This is a genomic window from Variovorax sp. GW460-12-1-14-LB1 (genome assembly GCF_059423605.1).
Genome location: NZ_JBWKYF010000046.1, coordinates 32,656 through 54,654 on the forward strand (window position 1 = coordinate 32,656; position 21,999 = coordinate 54,654).

Below are 21,999 nucleotides of genomic sequence, written 5' to 3' on the forward strand. Positions count from 1 at the left end.
TTGAAATGGGACGGATGCATCAAGGACCCTTGATGCATCCGCTCCCTTGAAAGGCAATCGCTGAGCGATTCACTGTGGCTTTGTTTCTTGCCATGCAACGCAGCGCATCTGAAGCTGCTGAAAATGAGAGCGCCACGCCACGGCATCCACCCATTTCTTGACGATCAGGCGCAACGTCGGCCTCGACTCCACATCGCCCTCCCCCATCAGTTGGACACGGAAATCGCCGGTGCCTTGGTCGGTGTCAATCACGACATTCGTGGAAAAAAGAGGTAGCGGAATCCTCTCGCGACTTGCGGCTTGGCGTCTCGACAAGATCAGGTGGCAGTCGTCCTTGATCGATAGTTCTTGTTCCTTTGATCCTTCTTCAAGGTAGCGATTGAGGACTCGCAAGTGGGCAGAAACGCTCATGCGCCGGTCACTGAGTGCATCGGCGCGAGGATACCCATCGCCGCACGCAGGCAACGCGACAAGGATGATGGAAAAGATCGTACATAGTGCGATCCGCACTGCGCCGAGTCCCATTGATCTAGTGCTAGTTCTGACATCGCGACCATCCCCGCTCGATGGGGACGTCTTTCTCGATAATCGTCTCATTTGGGAAGCCATGGATTCACGCCGCCGGTGACGGAATCACCCAAGCCTGTCTCCCCAAAAATCCAGGCTTTCTAGAGCGCTCGCACCAAAGATGCGCCCCAAATTTCCAACGCAGCGTCTCCTCCATGGCAACGGGCAAGAGAGCCTCGTATCGGCGAAGATCATGGTGAGGGGTTGTCACCGGAGTCCGATGCACTGCCCTCGCCTGAGAATCGCAATGGAAATGTTGGGGCGAAGCCGTCCTTACCTGCCCCGGCATACAAGGTGATATGAGGGAACGGAATCTCGATACCTTGGTCGTCAAACGCGGCCTTGAGTCGACGCAGATATTCGCGGCGTACGGTCCATTGCTGCAACGGCGCTACCTTGAAGCGGCATCGCAAGATCACGGCGCTGTCGTCGAGCCGTTCGACACCGGCCATCTCCAGATCGGCGAGGATACGGCTCGAGTGCTGGGGGTCTGCACGCAACTGGCTGGCGACCTTGCACATCAATTTCATCACTTCATCGACGTCTTCGCGATAAGACACACCGACATCGACCACTGCCTGGGCGAAAGAGCGCGACATGTTGGTGACCGAAGTGATCAACCCGTTCGGGACGAAATGCACATTGCCGTCATAGTCCCTCAGACGAACGTGCCGCAACGTGATGTCTTCGACGGACCCGCCAATGCCTGCGATCTTGACGACGTCACCAGTGCGGATCTGGTCTTCAAATAGCAGAAAGAACCCCGTGAAGTAGTCTTTCACCAAGCTTTGCGCGCCAAAGCCAATAGCCAGGCCGACGACGCCGGCAGCACCAAGAATGGGAGCGAGCGAGACGCCGACTTCTGCGAGCACGAGCATCACAGCAATCGCACTGATGATCAACGCAATGAGGTATCGAACGACACGACCCAGCGTCTCCGCGCGGCGAGCGCCTTCCGCACCACCCATTCGTCTTTCGATGCGTAGGCGCACTGTGCGCACCATGCGCTGGAGCAAACTGATGGTGATCCATGCGACTGCAACGATCAGAACAATTCGCAGCCCCGCGAACGCAGGGCCGCTCCAGCGCTCCCAGTCAATTCTTTCCAAGTACTGCACAGCTGATTTCTGCCTTCCTAGGAGTTCGCTTGTACGCGTGGTCCAGATCGATGCATGGCGTCTCGCCGGCCCGGCACCGAATCCGCCGGTGACGTCCGGGCAGAGGGTGTTTCAGTTCGCGTGGCCGAGCAGATACGGCAACGGATCGACCGGAACGCCCTGCTTTCGAACCTCGAAGTGCAATGCGGCATCACCAGTGGCACGATGCCCCATGTCAGCGATTCGCTGGCCTTTACGAACCACTTCGCCCTCTTTTACCAGCGTCCGGTCGAGAAGGGCGTAGGCTGTCAACAAGGTCTCATCATGCATGAGAACGACCATGTTTCCGTATGAAGCGAGTGCATTGCTCACTAGTACCACCTTGCCGTCACGCGCCGCCACAACGGCATCACCATATTGACCGGCGATGTCGATTCCTCGGTTTGATTTCCCATCGAAGCGACCGACGATCTTGCCTCTAGCTGGCCACGTAAACTCTGGCTCCTCAGTCGGCACAGCCGAAGGACCGGTCACTTGCGCGTCTCCACGTGCGAACGCATCGCCCCCTCCGGATGTACTTGGGGCAAGGGCGGCATGCGGCGGCGGGCAGGAAGTTGCGCAGGCCGTCAGCCCCATCGATAGCACCAAGATCACAAGCCTCGTTCGATCGCTCGAACAATCGCATGTGCGAGTGCATGTCGAGAACAGTGAACTCGCGATTCGAAAGAGCTTTCTCCAATACAAGACCACCACGAATCAGCCTTCCTCGACGAACGCTTCCTCGCGCTTATTTCTGACCGCGGGCAAGAGCACGATGACCAACAAAAGCATCGCGCAGACCAGCAAACTCGCGGAGATCGGGCGCGTCACAAGAACACTCCAATCACCTCGTGAAAGCAATAGCGCACGTCGAAGATTTTCCTCCATCATCGGCCCCAGAATCAAGCCGAGCAACAAAGGGGCGGGCTCGCAGCCTAGCTTGATGAAGGCGTAGCCCACTACACCGAAGAAGCCAACCATCCAGACATCGAAAGTGTTGTTGTTCGTTGAATAGACGCCAATGGCACAGAACAGAACAATGGCGGGAAACAGCCATCGATAGGGAATCGACAAGAGTTTTATCCAAATCCCGATCAGGGGCAGGTTCAGCACAATCAGCATCAGGTTCCCGATCCACATCGATGCAATCAGGCCCCAGAAGAGCTCCGGATTGCTCGTCATGACCTGTGGGCCTGGCTGGATGTTGTGAATGGTCATGGCTCCAACCATCAATGCCATCACCGGATTGCCCGGTATGCCGAGGGTGAGCAGCGGAATGAAGGAGGTTTGCGCTCCTGCATTGTTGGCCGACTCTGGACCTGCCACGCCGCGGATGTTCCCTTTTCCAAATGGGATTTCGCCATCGCGCAGCTTCAGCTTCTTCTCCAACGTGTAGGACGCAAACGCCGAGAGCAGTGAGCCGCCGCCAGGAAGGATGCCGAGAGAGCAGCCAAGGGCGGTGCCTCGCAGCACAGCAGGAAGCATGTTCCTAAAGTCTTCCTTGGTCGGCATCAGGCCTTGCAGCTTTGCGGTGAAGACCTGACGGTCCTCTTCACTTTGAGAAAGGTTCGCGATGATCTCGCCGTACCCGAAGATACCCATGGCGATTGCGATGAAGCTAATTCCGTCGGTCAATTCTGGGATGTCAAAGCTATAGCGTGCTACGCCCGAGTTCACGTCAGTTCCAACCAAGCCCAATAGCAAGCCCAGCATGATCATGCAGATGGCCTTGATTAAGGACCCGGACGCCAGAACCACTGCTCCAATCAGGCCTAACACCATCAATGAAAAATATTCAGCGGGGCCGAACTTGAACGCAAGCTCTGTCAGAGGTGGAGCGAATGCGGCAAGAACGAGCGTGCCGACGCAGCCAGCGAAGAAGGATCCAAGGCCCGCTGCAGCAAGCGCCGGTCCCCCTCGCCCTTGCTTGGCCATCTGGTGGCCGTCGATCACAGTGACGACCGACGAGGATTCTCCGGGCAGATTGACCAGGATTGCCGTCGTTGAACCGCCGTACTGTGATCCGTAGTAGATGCCGGCCAGCATGATCAACGCCGCCACCGGCGGGAGCGCGTAGGTTGCCGGAAGCAACATAGCGATCGTCGCGACCGGACCAATGCCCGGTAACACACCGATCAGCGTTCCAAGCAGACAACCCACAAATGCATAGACCAAGTTCTGCAGCGTGAACGCCGCTTCGAAGCCAATAGACAGGTTGTTTATCAGTTCCATGAGTAGTCCTCAGCCCGTGATGAAGGTAGGCCAGACTTGGAACTGCAGACTCAGGCCAACGATGAATGTGAGATAGCTCCCGATCGCCAAAATCGTCGCGAGAATCAGCGAGGTCTTCAAAGAAAACTTGGTTCCTGCGATGCTGGCGATCACCACCAGCGCGTAGATCGCGATCAGCAGGCCCATGGCGGGAACGCCTAACGTCGGCAGCCCTCCCAGAAGCAACCCGAATACGAGGTTGGCACCGATGATTAACAACAGAGGCTTCCATGCGATGCGACCAACCGGATCGCCGTCAGGTATCTGGAAGGTGAGTGCGCCGAAGATCACGACCGCTCCTCCGATAGCAAGCAAGACACCAAGCACTAGCGGGAAGTAGCCCGGTCCCATGCGCGCGCCGCTTCCTATCGTGTAGTTGGTTGCGCCGATCGCGAAGGCAAGTCCGACGCAAACGAACATGACACCGGACAGGAAGTCCTTCTGACTCTTGATCTTCATGAAGTGGGGGGAGAGAAGTTCAGACAAAGAAAGGCACGACCCCAACGAGGCCGAGCACCCGTGCTCGCTCGCAACGAGCGCCGAGGTGAAAAGCGGCTATGCGACCGCATTTGGTCAGCCTCTGCTCAGATATGTCATGGTATGACATTAACTATGTCACCTTGTGAGTAATAACCCTACCCTTTCGAAGATGGCTGATACATTCGGCGGCTACTTCCAAGAAATGTCATGTCGGACGACCAAGGCACCATAGAGAAACAGCGCTTCGAAGCACTGTCGGAATTTCGTTTCAGGCTGCGCAGCTTCTTGCGATTCAGCGAAGATGCCGCGCGCGTCGAGGGCATCACAGTGCTTCAGTACCAGCTGATGCTGCACACGCAGGGATTTCCCGATCGCCAATGGGCCACTATCGGGGAACTCGCCGAACGTCTGCAAGCTCAACCACATGGCGTGGTCGCCCTGGTTTCAAGGTGCGAGGAAGCGGGACTCGTGAAACGAAAACCAAGCCTTGTTGATCGCCGGCAAGTTGAGGTGCATTTGCTCGCCCTTGGCCGCAAGAAACTGGCGCGCCTAGCAGCGCAGCACGCCGGGCAGCTTTCCGAGTTGGCGGAGGTCGTGCGACTGGCAAGTCGTATCGAGGACTAGGCTGACGGTCGAAAAACCTAGGCGGACCCAAAGGTCAATTTTCGGCAGCGGTCAACACGACTGTATCGTTACTCGCTCCGGCGTCTTGCTGCAAACCGGCAGCTCTTTCGACGCACCGGCGATCGGATCGCGCAGATCCGAATACCGCAGCGCTGCTCCGGCAGAGATTCGGCGCTATCGCGTGGAGAGACGCTCCGCAATTTCGCGAGCACCGAGCTCTCGCACCCCAGCAAGATTCTCGAGTTGCGCGGCCCGCGGCCGCGCCTTGCCTTGTTCCCAGTGATAGATCGTTTGTCCGGACACACCAACCAGCTGTCCGTAGCTCGCAGCAGATAGACCAAGCTTTGCGCGATGTGCCGCTAACCTGGAAGCACTGAAGCGACGCTTCGTCACCTCGCCTGCATCATCACCCGAAGCAGGAGCTGCGGAAGAACGTACCGCGCCCTTCGCGACGCGGCGCAGCTCCTTTTCCAGCGCACTCACTTGACGGCGCAGGTCGGCAATGGACGACCGATGTGCGACGGATGCTTTCTTCAGCGTTTCGATCTCAGCTCGCACTTCTTTGCGAGCTACGCGGGAGATTTCGGCTTTCAGAATTGAGGCGATATTTGGCATGAGCGCATTGTGCCGTTTTTTAGTTAGTTGGCAGTTGGCCAAGATGAGCTCTTCGAGCGCCTTCTGAGCCATGGGCTCTTGCGCTCTAAGACGATAAGAAAACCTCAAAAAAAGAAATCGCTACTGACGGTCTGGGCACTCCTTCACGAAACGAATTCGTGAAGGAGTGCCCGGACTTTCTCTCAACCGATTTCCTAGCGGCCACGATCGCTTCGCCGATCAATCCCGTATGCGTTCGTCAAGTTGGCGACCTGACTCTCAGCCTCCACAGCCCGCCGCACCTCTTCCAAGCGATAGGGATCAGCTTGCCTGCATGCAAGCATTGCACGGTCCACCTGGCTAAGGAATTCTTCGTCGAACAAGATCTCCGCTTCTTGAGACTGTGCGCTTGAGGCTCGTGTCTCATCGACTTGCCTCACCGGAGTGTCTCCTCGAGGAAGATCGCCTCCACGCGCTTGGCCCCTACTCTATGGGCTGGGAAACCCATGATGACGGAGCGATCACGCTGCTGACAGATGCCGCAATTCAGGCAGTCAATGTTGCCCAGGCTTGCTGGGCACACGGAGACCTGACGGCCTGCTGGCGTGCGCACAGGCTTGGTGGTTCCCTGCGGCAGAACGACGACGACGGGTGCGATCCCTAGGCTGGCATGGCTGTCGGCCTGAGCCAGCGTCTGCGCGCTCAGGTTGACCGTGAAGCCGAGTTGATTCGCCTGCTGAATGGCTGCGCCGTTCGTTGGCGTGGGCGGGTAGTGGGTGTAGGTAAAGCCGCGCAGCCCTCTGTTCGCCCTCGCGAGCCTGAGAAGCAACCCAGCATCGATCACACCCGGCGAGGATGGTGTCAGATCCCCTGCCTGGTTGTGGCGCCACAACGCACGGCGACGCAGCGTGCTGATCTCCTGCAGCAATTCGTCGAAGGTCGAGCCGCGCAAGCCTTCCGAGACGGCTCTCCAGTGAATCGCCAGCGGCCCGCTCTCGGCATAGCAGCCGTTGCGCCGCAGGCCACAGTTCGGAGGACATGTGTTCGCGCTCGTCGTCGTGACCGCCATGGGCCCGGTCTTCGCATTGCGGCTGATGCGGGTGAAGTGATAAGTGAATGGTTCGGCGGGTGCAGTCGACGCAGCGCGCAGCGCCAGACCACCTCGTGAGATCGTGGTGACCAAGGTGCTCTCCTTTGAGAATCAATGCCGCAGCGCACCGCCCTCGCCTGCCCACTGCATGGGCTCGAGAAGAAGTCCGGGCCTGCGGGGTGGAAGGGGTGGCTCGGGCTCGCGGAGCCCAAGAAGGAACGAAGGGCCTAGCTACCGAAGCGCTGTTCGAGCTTTAGTTGGATTTCGAGGGCACAGCCGTGCCAGGCATGGCCGCTGACCATTCCGGTATCCAGCGCTTCGGGATCCGCTGCAGCCACCTTCTGCGCGTAGTACGTCAATGCCTGCAGCACGAAGGCCTGGATCAACGCCCCATGGGCGCTGAACTCCATCAGGTCCGTGACGAACTCGACGTTGGTCGGAGGTAGCGGTCGCTTCATGCGCCACCGCCATCTGCTTCGCACACAGAGTGCCGGATTTCGAAGCCTGCACCGGGGATCGCGCCCGGATCGAGCAGCATGATCAGGTCGCTCGCAATGCCTTGGCGCAGGGACGCCCAGCCCTCTTCGGTGAGCCCTTCCTTGGACGCCTGCGCGCAGGCTGCACGGCGCAAGGCTTCTTCGTCGAAGACATCGATGCTCGCCGTGAACACGAGGGACAGGCCGCTCATGGCACCTTCTCCTTCGATGTGACAGGAGAGATCTCAGCGCCAAAGGCTAGCGCTGAATTCTCGAGGCTGGGCGGTCCGTTCTGGCGCACCCACCAGGGCGGCGGTTCGTGGGGCATGGACATCACGCCGAGGTAGCCGTCCAGCGTGGCGTAGCCCACAACCTTGGCGCGGCCGATGTTGTTGATGCGAATCAGAATGTCGGCGCCGATCGCGGGCACCTCGAACTCGGCCGACCACTTGAGCTGGTCGGTCGCCGCGAGGTTTCGGGTGTAGGGCGGCACCGTCTCGTGCCGCTGGAAATCGTTGTTCATGGTCGGAATTCCAGAGAGGGCAGCACCGTGGCGCGGCCAAGTTGTCGGGATTTGAGGCGGAAGACGAGACCGTCGCTCTCGCGCGCGACGTCCCAGCCCCGCCGTCCGAGGCTGCGGCGCAGCACATAGGTGTGGTCGCCGTACGCGACACGCAAGCCGGGCCGGATCACCGCCCGCCTGGCCATCCGGTTCGCGTGGAAGGCACGCACTTGCTCGCGCCAGGCGCCGGCATACGTGCCCATGGGCGCATCCGCATGCTCGAGGAAAGCGAGCGGGCAGTCGTAGTAGCAAGGTCCGACGGTCTCGTCCATGCTCTTGACGGCCGCCTCGCCATACCGGCAATCGATGAGCGTGAGGCCGATCCACTTGCGTCCGGCGTTGTCTCCGGTGCGGGTCTGGGCCAGGAACCACAACCGGTTGCCGATCACGCGGTACGCCAGCACCGTGCCATGGGAGCCAACGCTGGCCAACTCGTCATGGACGGCCTGGTCCTTGGTAGCGCGGTAGACGATGGTGCCCATGTCAGGCCTTCGCGTCGGACACAGGCACCAGCCCGAAATCAGTTCCGCTCAGATCGCGAGGTCGAGGGAAGACGCCCTGGAGCGGGAAGATGGAGTGAGAGAGAAGGTGATGCATCGGTTGGACGTCAAAAAGCCCGCGCAAGGCGGGCTGGTGAAGAAGAAAAGAGCGGGAAAGAGAGGAAAGAGCCACAGTGCCCTCCTGCACGCGCAGATGGTCCTCCGGCAGCAAGGTCCGACGGCACAATCTCGGCATGACGACACAGCAGGAGCTGCCCGACGAGGTGCTGAGCACGATGGCGACCGAGTGGCGCAGGAAGGCCCTTGCGGGAGACCTTCACGCCCGTGGTATCGCGCACGAACTCGAGACGGAATTGCGTCGGCGTGCCGGTGCGCCGCTCACGAACTACGACACCCTGGACCTGCGGCCGCTCGAGGCGAGGACCGCGCGGCGCCGTCGCTGGTGGCCGTTTGGACGGGCACGCTGACGTCGCGGGGCGCTCGCTGCACTCATCCGTCGCCGTCCGATGGGGGAGGCGCCTGGTCGCGCTCGACATGTCGCCAGAAAGCCCGCTCCTGCCGGATGAGCCGCGCGATCTCGAACTCGTGGCGCTCGATGCGGTAGACCTGCAGGTCCTGACCGCCTAGCAGCACAACCACATCAGCGGCCTGCGCGCCCGTAACGGCGAGTTGATGCAGGACCCGAAGCCGGATGTACTCGGGAACGCCCAAGGCCCACACAGGGGCCTTCTGCATGCCGACCGACAAACACTCAAGCAGTTGGACCTCGGAGGATCCGACGACTTCGCGAACGACGGTGGCGGACATCCAGGGATGTTCTGGATGCCGCCGCGTGGTGTTGACGCACCGGACCTTGCGCCCGGTCCGCATCGTGTAGTGGGCCGCCACGATCGGCTCGAGCAACCGGCTCCAGTACGCGCTGCTGTCGTTATCCAGTCGCACGGGGTGTAGCAGGTCCTGCCGGCCGGTCTTTTCCATCCAGAGGCGGACCTGGGACTTGAAGGGATCCTGGCCGAGGGCCGCGGCGGCGTCGAGGTTGCCAAGGCCGGCCTCATGCAGGCCAGGCCCATGATCACAGCCGAGCTCGCACGTCGGCGGAGACTCGACCAACTGGAGCAGCGGGCGGGCCGTCGAACGCGGTGTTCTCAGACGCTGCGCACGTGTATTCACCATGTTTTTCTCCTTGGGAGGTTCTGATGTCCGTCCGGCAAAAAGCCCCTCTCCTGCGAAGGAGAGAGGCTTCTTTTTGGGGGGACGGGGGGGTAAAAGCGACCCCTGCTAGAGGGCTTCAGGACGTGAGTTGAAGTGCGTGGTCAAGGGCGCGTTGCTTGATCGCCGCGCCCTGGCCGAACCAGGCGCTGTCGAGCCGGTATTCAGGGCTGCGGGCCCGGCGTTCGTGGTCGACGAACTCGGTCACGGCGTTGAGCAGGCCCCACACCGTGCCCTTCGCGGCTGCAAGTTCGGCGCCTCGTCCCCTGGCCGAGTAGGTGCCAGGGAGTGTCGCCGGTGAAGGCCATTGTTTCGATGAGATGTGCCATAGGGTGCTTGGGTAGAAGACGCGCGACGAAGCCTCTGCGGATGAAGTCGCAGGAGATGCGCCGGGGCGCATGCGTGTGTGAGGGGGAAGAGAACGCGAGCCGAAGGCTCAGGAAGAAGGCAATGGCCAATGCCGCGGTGAAGACGGCATGGCTGCGCGGGCGCGCGGATCAGAGTTGATCGAGATCCGGATCGTGATCGTCATCGAAGCCCGCATGCTCGGGTCCCATGCCGGACGGTTCCGAAGACATCGGGGGCGATGGTGAAAACGAAGGCTCGGACGCACCGCGCCGGCCGCTGAAGCTGTGGCCACAGCTCATGCAGCGGCAGTTGTTCAAGACACGATCGTCGACAACACGGCCGAAGATAGCGCCGACCTCGGTGCCGAGGGCACCGCCGCCCAGGCCGCCGAGGACGACACCAATCACCGTGCCGACGCTTCCGCCGATGGGACCTGCGGCCATGCCGAGGGTGAAGCCGGCGCGGCCGCCACGCAGCGCGCCTGCGATGCCGCCGGCCGCGCCAGCGAGACCGCCCAGGGTGCCGCCTGTGCGCTGGGCGACGTCTCGGGTTTCGATGCGGTCCGAGCCGCACTGGGGACATTGAACGTAAGACAAGGGGAAAGATCCTTTGAAGCAAGTGGGTGGAAGTGAAGCCGCAACACAGACGACAAAAAGCCCGGCCGACCGCGAGGTCGTGCCGGGCTGTTCTGGGGCAGGGAAATCTCAGTCGACGATGCGACCTGCGAGCCGCGCCAGGCGCGCGTACGCGCTCAGAGGCTTGTTCGCCTTCCAATGCAGGTCACGCTCGATGCCCGGGGTGCCGCGCATCAACCGGATCGACATCAGTTCGCGCACCGACACGTGGCCAAGTTCAGGGGTGCCCGTGCCAAGATCGCCGAGCCCATAGGCGGTGTCTTCATCATTGGGGTCCAGCTCGTCGGGTAGAGGCGAGGGTTCCCGGAGGGATTGCCCTCTACCCCTCCCACGGAACCGGACTTGATAGTTTCCCATCATCCGGCTCCTGCACTTGCATCCAGACTGTTGAGCCTGGCTTCGAGCCGCCCTTCGTGATGCGCGTGATGACAGGCTCGGCAGAGGACAACCCTCTTGCGCGTGCGGGCCGCTTTGACGCGAACCTGCAAGCTCCTGTGCTTCACGTCATCCAGGCGCTTGGCATGATGCACCTCCAGCGGCACACCGACAGCACCACATGCTTCACATACCCCGGCCTTCAAACGGTCGATGACGTCCGTTCGAGGATTGCCGAGAATGCCGGGCATGCGATCAAGGTCCATGCGCTGCACGGGCCCATCGTCGATGTGCTTCAAGGCGAACACGCGCATCAAGCGCTTGCCCTGGCGGCTGTCGTACCACAGCCCTTGGTCTCCATTCCCCTGCCGAAGCATGTGGCAGACCTTCGCGGCCGAGCACTTGTGCTTGCGTCCCAGGGTATTGATCAGGCTGCGCCACCACACATGGTGGAGGCGGCTGATCTCCCGGCGCCAGCTTGTTCCGAGCTTGTAGTACTCGGCCAAGCCTCGCATCAGCGCGTTGAACCGCATGATGATCTCCACGTCGGAGTGGTTACACCACTCCGGCCGCATCGTGCCCCTGTTCGCGTAATACGAACCGAGACGGTTGCGTTCGGCGAAGCGCGCCAGTCGTTCGACGGGTGCGTGAAGCTGCACGCGATCACTGGCCACCTTGGCGAGCGTGGTGCTCTGACCTGGCCGCTTGTAGCGGTGGTGCCGATGGTGCGTATATGTCTTCACGCTGTAGCCGAGGAAGGATGCCCCCTGGCTGGCCTTGCGGATGCCGGTCTTGCTCGGCGACGTTTCCAGCCGCAGCCGATGGCCCAGGAATTCCTGAACCTCCTGCATGATGGCTTTGGCGTCATCCTTGCTGCCAATCACGCCGATGAGGAAGTCATCGGCATAGCGGCAATACACAAGCCGGCGGAATCCTGGGTCGAACCAGTCCGAGTAAGGCACCTTCTTGCGCTGGCGCTCTAGCTCCCCGATCTCTGCCATCAGTTGCGGGACTTCCGTTTCGTCGCCCCGCGCCTTTCTGCGTTCGATCTTCCGGCGCCGATTTTGGATCTGCTTTTTCAGAGCGTCCCAGGCCGGATTGGTCCGGCGCCGCTTGCCCTGATCGAATCCTGCTTTCTTCGCTTCCATGTACTCATCGAGTTCATGGAGATAGATGTTGGCAAGGATCGGCGAGATCACACCGCCTTGGGGCGTGCCACTGAACGTTCGGTGGAACGTCCAGTCCTCCATGTAGCCAGACTTCAGCATGCGCCCGATGAGCCTTATGAGCTGATCGTCGTCAATGCGTTTGCGCAGCAACTCCAGGAGGATGTCGTGATCAACGTTGTCGAAGAAACCCGACACATCGAACTCGACCAGCCATTTTGTCCCGCTCCAGCCGTACCGGATTTGATCCAGCGCGCTGTGACAGGATCGCCCTTTGCGGAACCCGTGTGATCGCGCGGAGAAGACCGGCTCGTAGATGGACTCGAGCACGATCTTGACCGCAGCTTGCACGAGCTTGTCGTCTGCCGTGGGGATGCCCAGCGGTCGTTTCCGACCGTCAGGCTTGGGGATGTACTGCCTGCGCGCTGGGGCAAAACGGTACGAACCATCCATCACCCGGCCGATGATCTGCTGAACCCTCTCCAGCGAGAAGCCGTCGAGAGTGTTGGCGGGATCAACGCCAGGCGTCAGTGCGCCTTGGTTAGGGGCGATATCCTCGTAGGCCCGCTCCCAAATGAAGGGACAGGCCAGGAGGCGGAACAGTCCGTTGATCCGCTTGCCTTGACGCGACAAGGCAGGGATTGAGGCAAGCCGCTTCTCCACGACTTCGGATCGCATCAGCGTCTCCGTGGGGACGAGCCCCGCGCCGTCATGAAGGAACAAGCCTCCGCAAGTACGCCACCCTTCACCCGGCCAGCGGCGATTCCCCTCACGGTTGCCCGTGCGGTTTCACGCATGACCGTCCGCCCGAGAGCGGCTGTCCCGGGCATTACCCCGGGCGTTTGGCTAATATGGTGGCTCCGTCGCCATGTGGGACAGGCAAAGCCAACCCATTTAGGCGATCCCGCATTTACGCTGTCGTTCAGATCGGACGTGGTTAGGCGCCCCGTTCGGCCATTGGCCCCGCGATGCGGGGTGGTCCGCGTGACCGGATCGAAGCTGCCTATCACTGATCGGCATCTTCCTTCGGAGGGCAGCACCGGCTGGTGCCCGCCTTCCACGCGGCAGTGACGCTTCAACCGTTGATGCGTCAAGACCTGGCTCAAGTCCCTGGCCTGGGATTCACGCAATTCAGCATTCGCCTTGCACGTCTTGCCCTGACCCCTGGCCAACCTACAACGGTTTCGGTCCCTGGGGGCCTTGCTCTCGACATGCTGTGGTCCCCTGCCGGTTTCCCGGTTACAGCCATTACTGGCCAAGGTAAGTCGAGTGGGCATCGGATGGTTCTCCGGTTTTCCGAGCGGCCTGAGCCCGCGCTAAACAACAGCGCCGATACGGCGCACGGTGATGAGCCAGGTGGCGGCACCGCAGGGGTTGAACCACTTGACCACGGGATGCGGATCGAAGCGAGGGTTGTCGCGCGAGGCTTCGCCGTTGGCCAACAACCGTTCGCGCAGCTCAGGGGTGATGAGTTCCATGGAAGACTCCAAGTCTTTGCCCGAGCGGTGCGGGTAATCTGGTGTATGGGAAGGGTCTGGCCACACTGCCCAGGTGAGCAGGCGGCATAGCGCCCGGCCAAACGGCCGGGCGAAACGGGGGACCCGGAAACGAAAAAGCCGCCCGAAGGCGGCTTGAGGAGGGTTGGAGGATCGAAGAGAAAAAGCTGCTTCAGCCCGGGCGTTTACCGCCGCGGCACTCGGCCTCCCATTCACCGAGCTGATCGGCGGTAATCACTTCATCCTCACCGTGCTGAACGCGGAAGGCGACGATCTGCGTATCCACGCAGCCCTGCACATTGGAGGCAGCGCCTGGCGGCACAACCATCACCGTCGGCGTCGCTGTCGGCGCCAGCGGCACCTCCACGCCGTTGTCGTACCTGGCCACGACCTTGAGCTCGTCCGTTGTGTTCCTGTCGCTGTCCTGGGTCGCAGCGATAACGTCGCCGTGCAGCTTGCCCATCTTCCATCCGCGGCGATCGCTGAGCTTGCCGGAGAAGACGTCGTAGTTTTCCTCGATGCCATCCTTGACCCCGTCGACCATCCTGACGCGATACTCCAGCCGGTCGGTTCCGCGCGAATAGCGTACGAGCTCGCCGTCGACCAGGCCCTTGGAGTACGTGGCGCGGAAGACCAGCTTGCCGGTCTCGTCGTCGACGATTTCCTGTTTGCCGTGCACCCTCCCCTGCTTGAAACTCACCAGCAGGATCTTGCGCCCCGACTCGGGCCCGTACATCGTCATGTCGCCATCCAAGACGCCGTTGTCGAACTGCGCTTCTGCTGCGAGCTTGCCGCCGTTGCGAGGAAAGTAGGTCTTGATGCGTCCATCCAGCGCTCCCTTGTCAAAACTCATCTCGTCGGACAGCAGTTGATCCGCAGTGGCGCGGCAGACTGCCTTGCCATCCAGAACACCTTGATCGACATCGACGTCGCAGACGGCAGCACCAGTGTAGATGCCAGCCTGAATGCCCAAGGATGTGTAGACGTTGGAGAGAACCTGTTGGTACGCCGCATAGTCCTTGCGGCCGACGATCGCCGCACGTGCGGGTGCGTTGGTGAGATGACCAGAGTACGGCTTGTCGGCACCAGCCCGGAAGATCTTGCCGTTGACGACCTCGGCGTTACGGAAATCCAAGGTCGAGGGGCCGCAGCCGGCCAGCAGGAGTGCGGAGGCCACGGACATGCACGGCGTGAGAAGCGCCTTGATGATGGTTTTCATGGGGTATGGAAAGGAAAGAAGTGGTTGACCGCTCGGCTCACTTACGGATCGACAAGCCGATGGCGCCACCGATGAGAGTCATGCCGGCAAAGCCTTGGAAGGCCTCGTCATCGCCCGCCAGGGCGATCAGCAGCAGTGCGGTGATCACCGTCATGATGATCTTGGCGCTCTTCGGGAAGGTCTTGATGGCTGTGCCCGCCAAGTAGTAGATCTCGCCGCTCCAGGCGACGACCACGGCTGCTGGAGCGAAGACCAGGAACATGCAGACCAAGGCCCAGCGCTGGCGGAACCAGGGGATCGAGCCGTAGGGACCAGGAGCTCCAGCCAATGGTGCATGGGTGGTGGATGCAAGCTGCGGTGCCACAGCTTGAGGCGCGCCGCATTTGGGGCACGTCGGGGCGGTTTCGTGGATCTGGTGGCCGCAGCCGCGGCAGTGGACGAAGTTGGTCATCTGACATCTCCTTGTGTTGAATCGGGTTGGGTTTGGCGCCGCCTGCTTGCCGACTTGCAATGGGCCTCGCTCTCGATGCCGAGAAATATGTCTTATAGAACACATTTTCTCACATGTGCCGTTTAAGACGTTTCCCTGAGGTGCACATTTCTTGACCCTCAGCGGCAATGAGAAATGCCAGTCGAAAAGCACCGCCCCCGCCAGAACCAACGGTCGGCACACTGCCCAATGCAGTAACACTGGCGCTCGGGAAAAACCTGAAGAAACTCAGACTTGCCGCCGGCAAGACCCAAGTCGCACTGGCTTTCGACGCCGAGGTTGAGCGGTCGCGGATCTCCAAGCTCGAAGGGGGCTACATCAACCCCTCTCTGATGACCTTGGCGACGCTTTGCTACAGCTTGGGAACGACGCTGCCTGCGCTTTTCGATGGGATCGTTGCCACAAACGCCCCCACGTCGGAAGGCGGGTTGCTGCGGAGAAAGAACCAAGCGGTCCTGAACAAGACTGCGATGCCCGCGCGCAAGCCAACACGGAAGAGCTGAGCTCTCCTACGTGCTCACCTCAGTCATATAGGTCTGAAATTTTCTGGATTCCAGGAATTCGGCAAGATTTCCAGCATCAGGCCTCGTCCGGCGCTGCATCGCCAGCCTCCCCGCCCTCCTGCTACGGTGCTGATCGCCGCACTCTCCTTCTTGCCGGCGACCGTGAAAGTTGGGCTTCTGAAATGGTGGGAATTTCAATCGCCGTAGGGCCGGAGCGTTGCGATCAATCATCGAGAATCTCAACAGCAATACTTGTAGGAGAACGATTCGGTGGATGGAATCTCAAAGATGATCACCACACCTGAGTGGTGGTTCAGTACGGTTTTTGTGGCGGTGATCGTTGGACTGGTCGTCAATCATGGACGAGCCCTCATTCGCAGATCAATGTCAGCTGTCTCGGTGTTCGCCAAAAAGCGTCTCATCAAGATGCACGAAGAGAGTCAGCAGCGAATTTGGATCATGACGCACGACCCGGCGTTACTCGTTGCCGGACATGTAAGGGTCGTCTTCCTATTTCTGTACTTCTTGATGGTGGCCACGACGGCGCTTGCATTTCCGGCCTACCAACTCTTGGTGAAGCACTTTCCAGACGCCTCACCGATGGCGCACTTTTTCGGCTCTAGCAAACCTACAGGGCCAGCATTCTCTGCTGTGATGCAGATCGCAATGCTCGTCCTCGTGATAATTTCCCAATGGCGCCTCATGACAATGGTTGAAGAGTGTCGAGCAGCACGTAGGACTCTTGAGCGCAAGGCGCTGAACGCGAGAAGCGAGAACTAGAGCAAGGTGGCCAGAACCGTGCGACTCTCGAAGGAGCGGATGGTCGTTTCACCCGCCGTGAAATCGGTACACGCCACAGTCCATGAGCCGTCGGGAGGGCCTCGGAAAGCTGCTCAGTAGATGTGTCGGTCCCGATGAGCCAGGTCGCGGCGCCACAAGGGTTGAACCACTTGACCACCGGACGCGGATCGAAGTGAGGGTTGTCGCGCAAGGCCGCGCCGTTGGCGAGCTACAGTTGGCGCAGTTCTGGAGTGATGAGTTCCATGAGGGTCTCCAAGAATCTTTGCCCGAATGAGGTTGGGCAAGCTGGTGTCTGGGAAGGGGTCAGGCCGCGCAGCGCCGATGAGCAGGCGGCATAGCGCCCGGCCAGACGGCCGGGCGAATGGCTGGGCGAGACAAGGATGCGGAAGCGAAAAGCCGCCCGAAGGCGGCTTGAGAGAGGGGTTGGAAGATGGGGACGGTGGCATCAGCCAGGGCGTTTGCCGCTGCGACACTCCGATCGCGCGCTCTTTCGCGTTGATTCGGCGGGCGCCGACTTCGCCGGATGGCTGCCCAACTTTAAGATGCCCACCGTGTTCGCGCGCCATGCGGTAACGGCCCATGTGCCACGCCAGCCGTTCGCGAATGCCCTGCCGGGCGCTCCCACAATGCGCATGTTCGAGGCGCTCGCCTGCGGCATCCCGCTGGTCAGCGGACCGTGGGAGGATGCCGAGGGTCTGTTCGCGCCGGGACATGACCATCTGGTGGCACGCAACGGCGACGACATGCAGAAGCACCTGCGCGATGTGCTCAAGCGGATTTGAAGTGCGGGTGCCGTTGACGGACGCGGACGCCCTCATCGTCGTCCATACACGCGAACGCCTCGCGCCGGTCCATGCCGGAACAGAAAGGAAGAGCTGCTGAACCTGACGCCGACGCCATGAAAAGACGCAACGTCGAAGCAGCGGCATGACCGCAGACCCTCTGCGCGGCTTGGCCTTATCATCGTATCGCGTTTCGTAGCGGTGCGACGTCGGCCGCCTGCCCTCACGCGACGACAGACGACAGGCTGAACTTCTACCGTTTTCTCAGCATTGCGTGCCAACGCTTTGCTAGGTCAGCGTACTTGTGCGTTCCAAGCCATCGGTCTAACGGAAGATGTAGCAAAGATCGTGTTCTAGCGCTTCTTCGTGTGCACGTCTGCCCCACGAATGGTCAGTCTGATGCTCGCAGCTGACGACCGGGAACGCGTATGGATTCAACGTAAGACGGTCGTCGGTTTGCTCCACTGGTGAGGGCAGCCTGACTGACGTATGCTTCAATCGAACCGACACAACCTCTGCCGTCCCACGCACTGGGCGGTCACCGGACAACCCATATTTTTTTGATGCTGCGGAACTACAAGTGGACTAATCAGTCCGTACTTAAATTTGCTGGCGGCGCCGACCCTGTCACTACGATGGAGGGCCAAGCGCGCGCGCTTTCTCTTCAGGCCATGGACGAGGGATGGACCGGACCACCTTTTGATCCTTTGATTCTCGCGCAACGCTTGGGCCTCAATATTGAAGCTCGAGGTGACATTGCCGACGCACGCCTTTTGCCCGCTGCCGACGGCAAAATGGTCCTCGAGTACAACCCGACAAGGCCGCGCGGCAGGCTTCGCTTCTCGATCGCCCACGAGATTGCCCACACGCTGTTCAGTGACTGTGCCGATCAAATTCGCCATCGAGGCGGAGATCCCGCTGCATCACCCGACAACTGGCAGTTGGAAGTCCTCTGCAACATTGGTGCCGCTGAGCTTCTGATGCCCTCTGGCAGCTTTACTCAGCTCGCAAACCAACGCTTGTCGATCCATAAGGTCATGGAGCTTCGCAAGCAGTACGACGTCTCGGTTGAGGCATGCCTGATCCGCCTCATCAAGCTGGCAAGAACACCTTGTGCAGCGTTCTGCGCGTCGGCTCATGAGGGCGGCTACAAGGTTGACTACATCATTCCAGCGCTGGGCTACGACTGCCCCGTGTCTGTGGGTCTGCGCGTGCCCGAGGACAGCGCGGTTTCCGAGGCGAATGCGATTGGATTCACCGCAATTGGCACTGAAGAGTGGGTTCCTGGCAAGCCACTTCGTGTGGAATGCGTCGGGCTGGCACCCTACCCTGGCGGACTTGTGCCGCGAGTTGTCGGGCTTCTGATCGCTTCGGAGGGAACCAAGTATCAGGCACCAGAAATTCTAGAAGTCGACGGTGATGCTTTGAAGCCGAGGGGCACTGGCCCTCAATTGATTGCACATGTCATTCCGGACACCAACTCGGCTTGGGGAGGCAATGGCTTCGCTTCGCAACTGCGACGCCGATTTCCTGATGTCTGGGCGGACTTCAGAGCCGAAACGACAGCTCGCCATCGAGTGCCGAAGCTGGGTGAAGTCTTTGTTGGCGCGATGACGGACAACATCTGTGTTGCCCACATGGTGGCGCAGCGAGGGATCGGAGCATCGCCTACGCAGCGCCTTCGTTACGCAGCGCTGGCTAAGTGCTTGACCGAAGTCCGACGCGCTGCCGAAGACCTCGGCGCATCAGTTCACATGCCGCGCGTGGGGACCGGCCATGGCGGCGCCAGTTGGGAGATCGTGAAAGAGTTGATCGCCGAGGAGCTTGTCGACAAGGGGATTGCGACAACTGTGTACCGCTGGCCGGGATAGGTGCATGTAGACAAGTAGCAAGGAGCCAATGAAACCAAGAGCTGTAGTCTTGTCAGGAAGGGTCTGTGCCGGAAAGTCGGCTTTGGCGACGCAACTGCAAAGCAAGGCAGGCGCAACGCTTATCAGAGCGAAGGAGCTTATTCAGGAGCAATCGACAAGCAGGGATGGGGACAGTCGCCACCTGCAAAGTACCGGTCAGCGGCTCGACCGCGCGACTGGAGGCCGGTGGCTCGCCGATGCATTGAATCGGCGACTGATGAACGACGAGAAATTCGACCTCTTGGTGGTCGATGCTGTTCGCATTCCCCAGCAGGTTCACTTCCTGCGGCAAAGCGGTTGGGCAGTCACGCACGTACATCTGGACGCCAGCACACCCGCTCTCGAGAAGCGCCACCGGTCGCTCGATCGCGAGAGCAAGGGCAGCTCTTACCAAGATTTTTCTGCAAAATGGTCCGAGCGTCATGTCAATGACCTCGCCAAGCTTGCCGATGTGGTGATCGACACAGATCGCTGCAACGCAGATGACGTGTTCGCGCGCGTGATCGCTCGCCTCCAGCCACGCCCTGTCATCGCTCAGCCCAATATTGACATCCTCATCGGCGGCCAGTATGGCAGCGAGGGCAAGGGCAACATTGCCCACTATCTCGCACCTGAGTACGACGTTCTCGTGCGCGTAGGCGGTCCCAACGCGGGTCACCAGGTATACGTCGGCGGCGACAGCGGGTCTTACACGTTCCGCCAGCTTCCCTCAGGCTATCTGGGAAATCGTGATGCGATGCTGGTCATTGGCGCGGGCGCGGTAATCGGTCTCGATGTTCTTCTTCGGGAGATCGGCGAACTGGCCGTGCCGTACGACAAACTCATGATTGACCCGCAGGCAATGATCATCGACGCCGCCGACGTTGAGTGGGAAGTCGGCACTCTGAAAGGCGCGATCGGTTCTACGGCGCAGGGCACAGGCGCCGCGACTGCTCGCAAAATTCTGTACCGCCGTCCCAACTCCGAAGTCCAGCTTGCCAGAGACGTGCCTGCCTTGAGGCGATACCTTGGAGATACGGTCGAATTTTTTGCCAGCTGCCTATCCCGCGGCAAGAAAGTCATGCTCGAAGGTACACAGGGCACATCGCTCAGCATTCACCATGGCCACTACCCGCACGTCACATCGCGCTCCACCACCGCGGCCGGCTGTCTTGCGGAAGCTGGTCTCGCCGCGCGACATGTCCGGCGCGTCATGACGGTCTGCCGCACCTATCCCATCCGGGTCGGCGATTCAATCGACGGCAGGACATCGGGCTATATGAGCCAGGAAATCACATTCGAAGAGATAGCCAGACGCTCTGGCATTCCGCCAGAGAATTTGGTCAACAAGGAGGTGGGCTCTGTCTCTGGCCGAAGGCGTCGCGTGGCTGAGTTCGACTGGGCACAACTTCGGCGCTCTCTGCTGCTGAATGGCGGCACCGACATCGCTCTGACTTTCGCGGACTACTTTGGCGTGGCCAACCGAAAGGCATTCAGATATGAGCAGCTGACGGAGGAGACCCTGCGGTTCATCGAAGAGATGGAAAAGGTGAGCGGCGTGCCGGTATCACTTATCTCTACGGATTTCAGCGAACGAAACATCATCGACCGGCGCATGTGGTAGCGCGGAGCACATATGGAAATCAAGGACCTTGTTGAGCATTACCCAACGCTCTATCACATGGCGGAGAGAGACACATGGCCTTCCATCAAGGCCAGTGGCCTGCTGAGCACGACGGCCGTCTTGGACCGCTTCAGTGTCAGTGGCGCAGAACGCCAGAGTCTTGAAGAGGGGCATCGCCCAGACAAAATGCTGGTTGGGCCGACTGTTGGCGGGATACTCATCCGCGACCAGAAGCCCATGCTTCCATCGCGCTTGCAGGATGCGCTGATCGATGGGACAACTCCAGCGCAGTGGTACAAGTTCTTAAATGGCCGAGTGTTCATGTGGGCTAGACAAGAGCGGCTTCTCGGCTTGCTTGGCGCGCGGCAATACAGGATGCTCGAGCACGATGTCCTCACCATCGATGCAAAAGCGTTGATAGAGGCTTATAGCGAAAAGGTGTGGCTATGCCGCATGAACTCGGGCAACACGTTTCCAATGCCACACCCTCGCGGAATGGACGATTTCAAGCGCATCAAGGACTACCCCACTAAAAAGCATTCAGGAGCACCGCTCAAAGATGTGGTCGAAGTCGTTGTGGACTACAGTGTTCCTGACATCGCAAAGTACGTCACGCAGGTCCGTCGAATGAAGGGCCGGGAAGTCCTCAGAACGATTCAGCTTTAGGACGAGTGCTCGGCTCGGGAGGACGCCGGCGTTGCGCGGGGAATGACGCCGATGTCCAAGAGTTTTTGATGGAGCATTCGAACCCGACGGTCCGTTGATTTTCTGAGCTCAGCGACGGGCGTCCAGGCCGCGTCATGGACCTCTGAGAGCTGAGCTTGGAGTTCAACTGACTCCGTCGCTACCGCGAGAAAAAGAAAATCATGATGAGCGTGGGCACCCTCGCTCTTCTCGAGTCGCGCGGGGACTGCAAGGGTTTCGATATCGAGCGGGATGTCGTTCAACAGGGTCCATCGATGAGCGCTCGCCTGTGCAAGTCCAGTCTCCTCGCGAACTTCCCGAAGTGCCGACTCAAAAAGACTGCCAAGCCCTTCGTAGTGGCCACCAGGCGTCAACCACTTTTTCAAGAATGCGTGATGGATAGTAAGCGCGGCCTCAAGGCCCTCTTGACGTCGACTGGTTGAACAGATCGGCGATGCTCAGACGTCGAGCACTTGGC

At 60.3% G+C, this 21,999-nt stretch carries 28 protein-coding genes and 1 pseudogene; 8 read left to right on the forward strand and 21 right to left on the reverse strand.

Annotated elements, in window-relative coordinates; translation table 11 throughout:
• Positions 1 to 69: 69 nt before the first annotated feature.
• From AC07Y4_RS21695 to AC07Y4_RS21715, 5 genes are all read right to left on the reverse strand, one after another.
• On the reverse strand, positions 70 to 411 hold the full coding sequence (locus AC07Y4_RS21695; RefSeq protein WP_495275052.1) for a hypothetical protein: 342 nt from the start codon (positions 409 to 411) through the stop codon (positions 70 to 72).
• Between the two features lie 347 nt (positions 412 to 758).
• A complete protein-coding gene (locus tag AC07Y4_RS21700) occupies positions 759 to 1,685 on the reverse strand; it encodes a mechanosensitive ion channel family protein (RefSeq protein ID WP_495275053.1) in 927 nt (308 codons plus the stop codon).
• 111 nt (positions 1,686 to 1,796) lie between these two features.
• The gene (locus tag AC07Y4_RS21705) at positions 1,797 to 2,198 is read right to left on the reverse strand and encodes a murein hydrolase activator EnvC family protein (protein WP_495275054.1); all 402 of its coding nucleotides are present in this window, start codon (positions 2,196 to 2,198) and stop codon (positions 1,797 to 1,799) included.
• Between the two features lie 222 nt (positions 2,199 to 2,420).
• Entirely contained in the window at positions 2,421 to 3,935 is a 1,515-nt protein-coding gene (locus AC07Y4_RS21710) for a tripartite tricarboxylate transporter permease (RefSeq protein ID WP_495275055.1), read from the reverse strand.
• A gap of 9 nt (positions 3,936 to 3,944) precedes the next feature.
• Positions 3,945 to 4,433, reverse strand: coding sequence for a tripartite tricarboxylate transporter TctB family protein (locus AC07Y4_RS21715; RefSeq protein WP_495275056.1), 489 nt, complete (start codon positions 4,431 to 4,433; stop codon positions 3,945 to 3,947).
• 228 nt (positions 4,434 to 4,661) lie between these two features.
• Here AC07Y4_RS21715 and AC07Y4_RS21720 point away from each other — a divergent pair, with 228 nt between their 5' ends.
• Positions 4,662 to 5,078 (forward strand): MarR family winged helix-turn-helix transcriptional regulator, encoded by a 417-nt coding sequence (locus AC07Y4_RS21720; protein WP_495275057.1) that lies wholly within the window; start codon positions 4,662 to 4,664, stop codon positions 5,076 to 5,078.
• A 174-nt stretch (positions 5,079 to 5,252) separates the two neighbouring features.
• Here the strand turns inward: AC07Y4_RS21720 and AC07Y4_RS21725 are convergent, their stop codons facing one another.
• The 6 genes from AC07Y4_RS21725 to AC07Y4_RS21750 all read right to left on the reverse strand — a co-directional run bounded on the left by AC07Y4_RS21725 (position 5,253) and on the right by AC07Y4_RS21750 (position 8,282).
• Positions 5,253 to 5,693 (reverse strand): helix-turn-helix domain-containing protein, encoded by a 441-nt coding sequence (locus tag AC07Y4_RS21725; RefSeq protein ID WP_495275076.1) that lies wholly within the window; start codon positions 5,691 to 5,693, stop codon positions 5,253 to 5,255.
• A 415-nt stretch (positions 5,694 to 6,108) separates the two neighbouring features.
• The gene (locus tag AC07Y4_RS21730; RefSeq protein WP_495275058.1) at positions 6,109 to 6,855 is read right to left on the reverse strand and encodes a DUF7227 family protein; all 747 of its coding nucleotides are present in this window, start codon (positions 6,853 to 6,855) and stop codon (positions 6,109 to 6,111) included.
• Positions 6,856 to 6,989: 134 nt separating this feature from the next.
• Complete coding sequence (locus tag AC07Y4_RS21735) at positions 6,990 to 7,220, reverse strand: hypothetical protein (RefSeq protein ID WP_495275059.1); 231 nt, start codon at positions 7,218 to 7,220, stop codon at positions 6,990 to 6,992.
• Positions 7,217 to 7,450 (reverse strand): hypothetical protein, encoded by a 234-nt coding sequence (locus AC07Y4_RS21740; RefSeq protein ID WP_495275060.1) that lies wholly within the window; start codon positions 7,448 to 7,450, stop codon positions 7,217 to 7,219. Before AC07Y4_RS21740 ends, AC07Y4_RS21735 begins: the two co-directional genes overlap by 4 nt.
• Positions 7,447 to 7,761, reverse strand: coding sequence for a hypothetical protein (locus AC07Y4_RS21745; protein ID WP_101493993.1), 315 nt, complete (start codon positions 7,759 to 7,761; stop codon positions 7,447 to 7,449). The genes AC07Y4_RS21740 and AC07Y4_RS21745 overlap by 4 nt, the downstream gene beginning before the upstream one ends.
• On the reverse strand, positions 7,758 to 8,282 hold the full coding sequence (locus AC07Y4_RS21750) for a hypothetical protein (RefSeq protein ID WP_495275061.1): 525 nt from the start codon (positions 8,280 to 8,282) through the stop codon (positions 7,758 to 7,760). Before AC07Y4_RS21750 ends, AC07Y4_RS21745 begins: the two co-directional genes overlap by 4 nt.
• A gap of 251 nt (positions 8,283 to 8,533) precedes the next feature.
• Between AC07Y4_RS21750 and AC07Y4_RS21755 the strand changes: the two genes are divergently transcribed.
• Positions 8,534 to 8,767, forward strand: coding sequence for a hypothetical protein (locus AC07Y4_RS21755; RefSeq protein WP_101493996.1), 234 nt, complete (start codon positions 8,534 to 8,536; stop codon positions 8,765 to 8,767).
• A 22-nt stretch (positions 8,768 to 8,789) separates the two neighbouring features.
• Here the strand turns inward: AC07Y4_RS21755 and AC07Y4_RS21760 are convergent, their stop codons facing one another.
• The 8 genes from AC07Y4_RS21760 to AC07Y4_RS21795 form a co-directional block, all read right to left on the reverse strand.
• Positions 8,790 to 9,473 (reverse strand): YqaJ viral recombinase family nuclease, encoded by a 684-nt coding sequence (locus AC07Y4_RS21760; protein WP_495275062.1) that lies wholly within the window; start codon positions 9,471 to 9,473, stop codon positions 8,790 to 8,792.
• A gap of 115 nt (positions 9,474 to 9,588) precedes the next feature.
• Positions 9,589 to 9,909 carry a DUF932 domain-containing protein gene (locus AC07Y4_RS21765; RefSeq protein WP_495275063.1) on the reverse strand — a complete coding sequence of 107 codons (321 nt, stop codon included), beginning with the start codon at positions 9,907 to 9,909 and terminating at the stop codon, positions 9,589 to 9,591.
• Positions 9,910 to 10,006: 97 nt separating this feature from the next.
• Complete coding sequence (locus AC07Y4_RS21770; protein ID WP_495275064.1) at positions 10,007 to 10,453, reverse strand: hypothetical protein; 447 nt, start codon at positions 10,451 to 10,453, stop codon at positions 10,007 to 10,009.
• Positions 10,454 to 10,561: 108 nt separating this feature from the next.
• A complete protein-coding gene (locus AC07Y4_RS21775) occupies positions 10,562 to 10,849 on the reverse strand; it encodes a DUF2958 domain-containing protein (protein ID WP_495275065.1) in 288 nt (95 codons plus the stop codon).
• Positions 10,849 to 12,711 carry a reverse transcriptase domain-containing protein gene (locus AC07Y4_RS21780; protein ID WP_064274675.1) on the reverse strand — a complete coding sequence of 621 codons (1,863 nt, stop codon included), beginning with the start codon at positions 12,709 to 12,711 and terminating at the stop codon, positions 10,849 to 10,851. The genes AC07Y4_RS21775 and AC07Y4_RS21780 overlap by 1 nt, the downstream gene beginning before the upstream one ends.
• A 638-nt stretch (positions 12,712 to 13,349) precedes the next feature.
• Complete coding sequence (locus AC07Y4_RS21785) at positions 13,350 to 13,511, reverse strand: DUF2958 domain-containing protein (protein ID WP_495275066.1); 162 nt, start codon at positions 13,509 to 13,511, stop codon at positions 13,350 to 13,352.
• A 190-nt stretch (positions 13,512 to 13,701) separates the two neighbouring features.
• Entirely contained in the window at positions 13,702 to 14,748 is a 1,047-nt protein-coding gene (locus AC07Y4_RS21790; protein ID WP_495275067.1) for a toxin-antitoxin system YwqK family antitoxin, read from the reverse strand.
• 37 nt (positions 14,749 to 14,785) lie between these two features.
• Positions 14,786 to 15,199: a hypothetical protein gene (locus tag AC07Y4_RS21795; protein WP_495275068.1), complete on the reverse strand. Its 414-nt coding sequence runs from the start codon at positions 15,197 to 15,199 to the stop codon at positions 14,786 to 14,788.
• A gap of 167 nt (positions 15,200 to 15,366) precedes the next feature.
• On the opposite strand from AC07Y4_RS21795, the gene AC07Y4_RS21800 reads away from it, so the two are divergent.
• The gene (locus tag AC07Y4_RS21800) at positions 15,367 to 15,741 is read left to right on the forward strand and encodes a helix-turn-helix domain-containing protein (protein WP_495275069.1); all 375 of its coding nucleotides are present in this window, start codon (positions 15,367 to 15,369) and stop codon (positions 15,739 to 15,741) included.
• A gap of 288 nt (positions 15,742 to 16,029) precedes the next feature.
• A complete protein-coding gene (locus tag AC07Y4_RS21805; protein ID WP_495275070.1) occupies positions 16,030 to 16,521 on the forward strand; it encodes a hypothetical protein in 492 nt (163 codons plus the stop codon).
• Here the strand turns inward: AC07Y4_RS21805 and AC07Y4_RS21810 are convergent.
• Positions 16,442 to 16,735: pseudogene (locus AC07Y4_RS21810) on the reverse strand (DUF2958 domain-containing protein); the annotation flags it as partial. The gene AC07Y4_RS21805 and the pseudogene AC07Y4_RS21810 sit on opposite strands and share 80 nt — an antisense overlap.
• 187 nt (positions 16,736 to 16,922) lie before the next feature.
• Here AC07Y4_RS21810 and AC07Y4_RS21815 point away from each other — a divergent pair.
• From AC07Y4_RS21815 to AC07Y4_RS21830, 4 genes are all read left to right on the forward strand, one after another.
• Entirely contained in the window at positions 16,923 to 17,324 is a 402-nt protein-coding gene (locus AC07Y4_RS21815; protein ID WP_495275071.1) for a glycosyltransferase family protein, read from the forward strand.
• Positions 17,325 to 17,887: 563 nt separating this feature from the next.
• Positions 17,888 to 19,195 (forward strand): ImmA/IrrE family metallo-endopeptidase, encoded by a 1,308-nt coding sequence (locus tag AC07Y4_RS21820; protein WP_495275072.1) that lies wholly within the window; start codon positions 17,888 to 17,890, stop codon positions 19,193 to 19,195.
• Positions 19,196 to 19,277: 82 nt separating this feature from the next.
• Positions 19,278 to 20,837 (forward strand): adenylosuccinate synthetase, encoded by a 1,560-nt coding sequence (locus AC07Y4_RS21825; protein ID WP_495275073.1) that lies wholly within the window; start codon positions 19,278 to 19,280, stop codon positions 20,835 to 20,837.
• Positions 20,838 to 20,849: 12 nt separating this feature from the next.
• Positions 20,850 to 21,503 carry a DUF7002 family protein gene (locus AC07Y4_RS21830; protein WP_495275074.1) on the forward strand — a complete coding sequence of 218 codons (654 nt, stop codon included), beginning with the start codon at positions 20,850 to 20,852 and terminating at the stop codon, positions 21,501 to 21,503.
• On the opposite strand, the gene AC07Y4_RS21835 is transcribed toward AC07Y4_RS21830, so the two are convergent.
• The gene (locus AC07Y4_RS21835) at positions 21,500 to 21,970 is read right to left on the reverse strand and encodes an NUDIX domain-containing protein (RefSeq protein ID WP_495275077.1); all 471 of its coding nucleotides are present in this window, start codon (positions 21,968 to 21,970) and stop codon (positions 21,500 to 21,502) included. The two genes, AC07Y4_RS21830 and AC07Y4_RS21835, sit on opposite strands and share 4 nt — an antisense overlap.
• Positions 21,971 to 21,999: the final 29 nt, after the last annotated feature.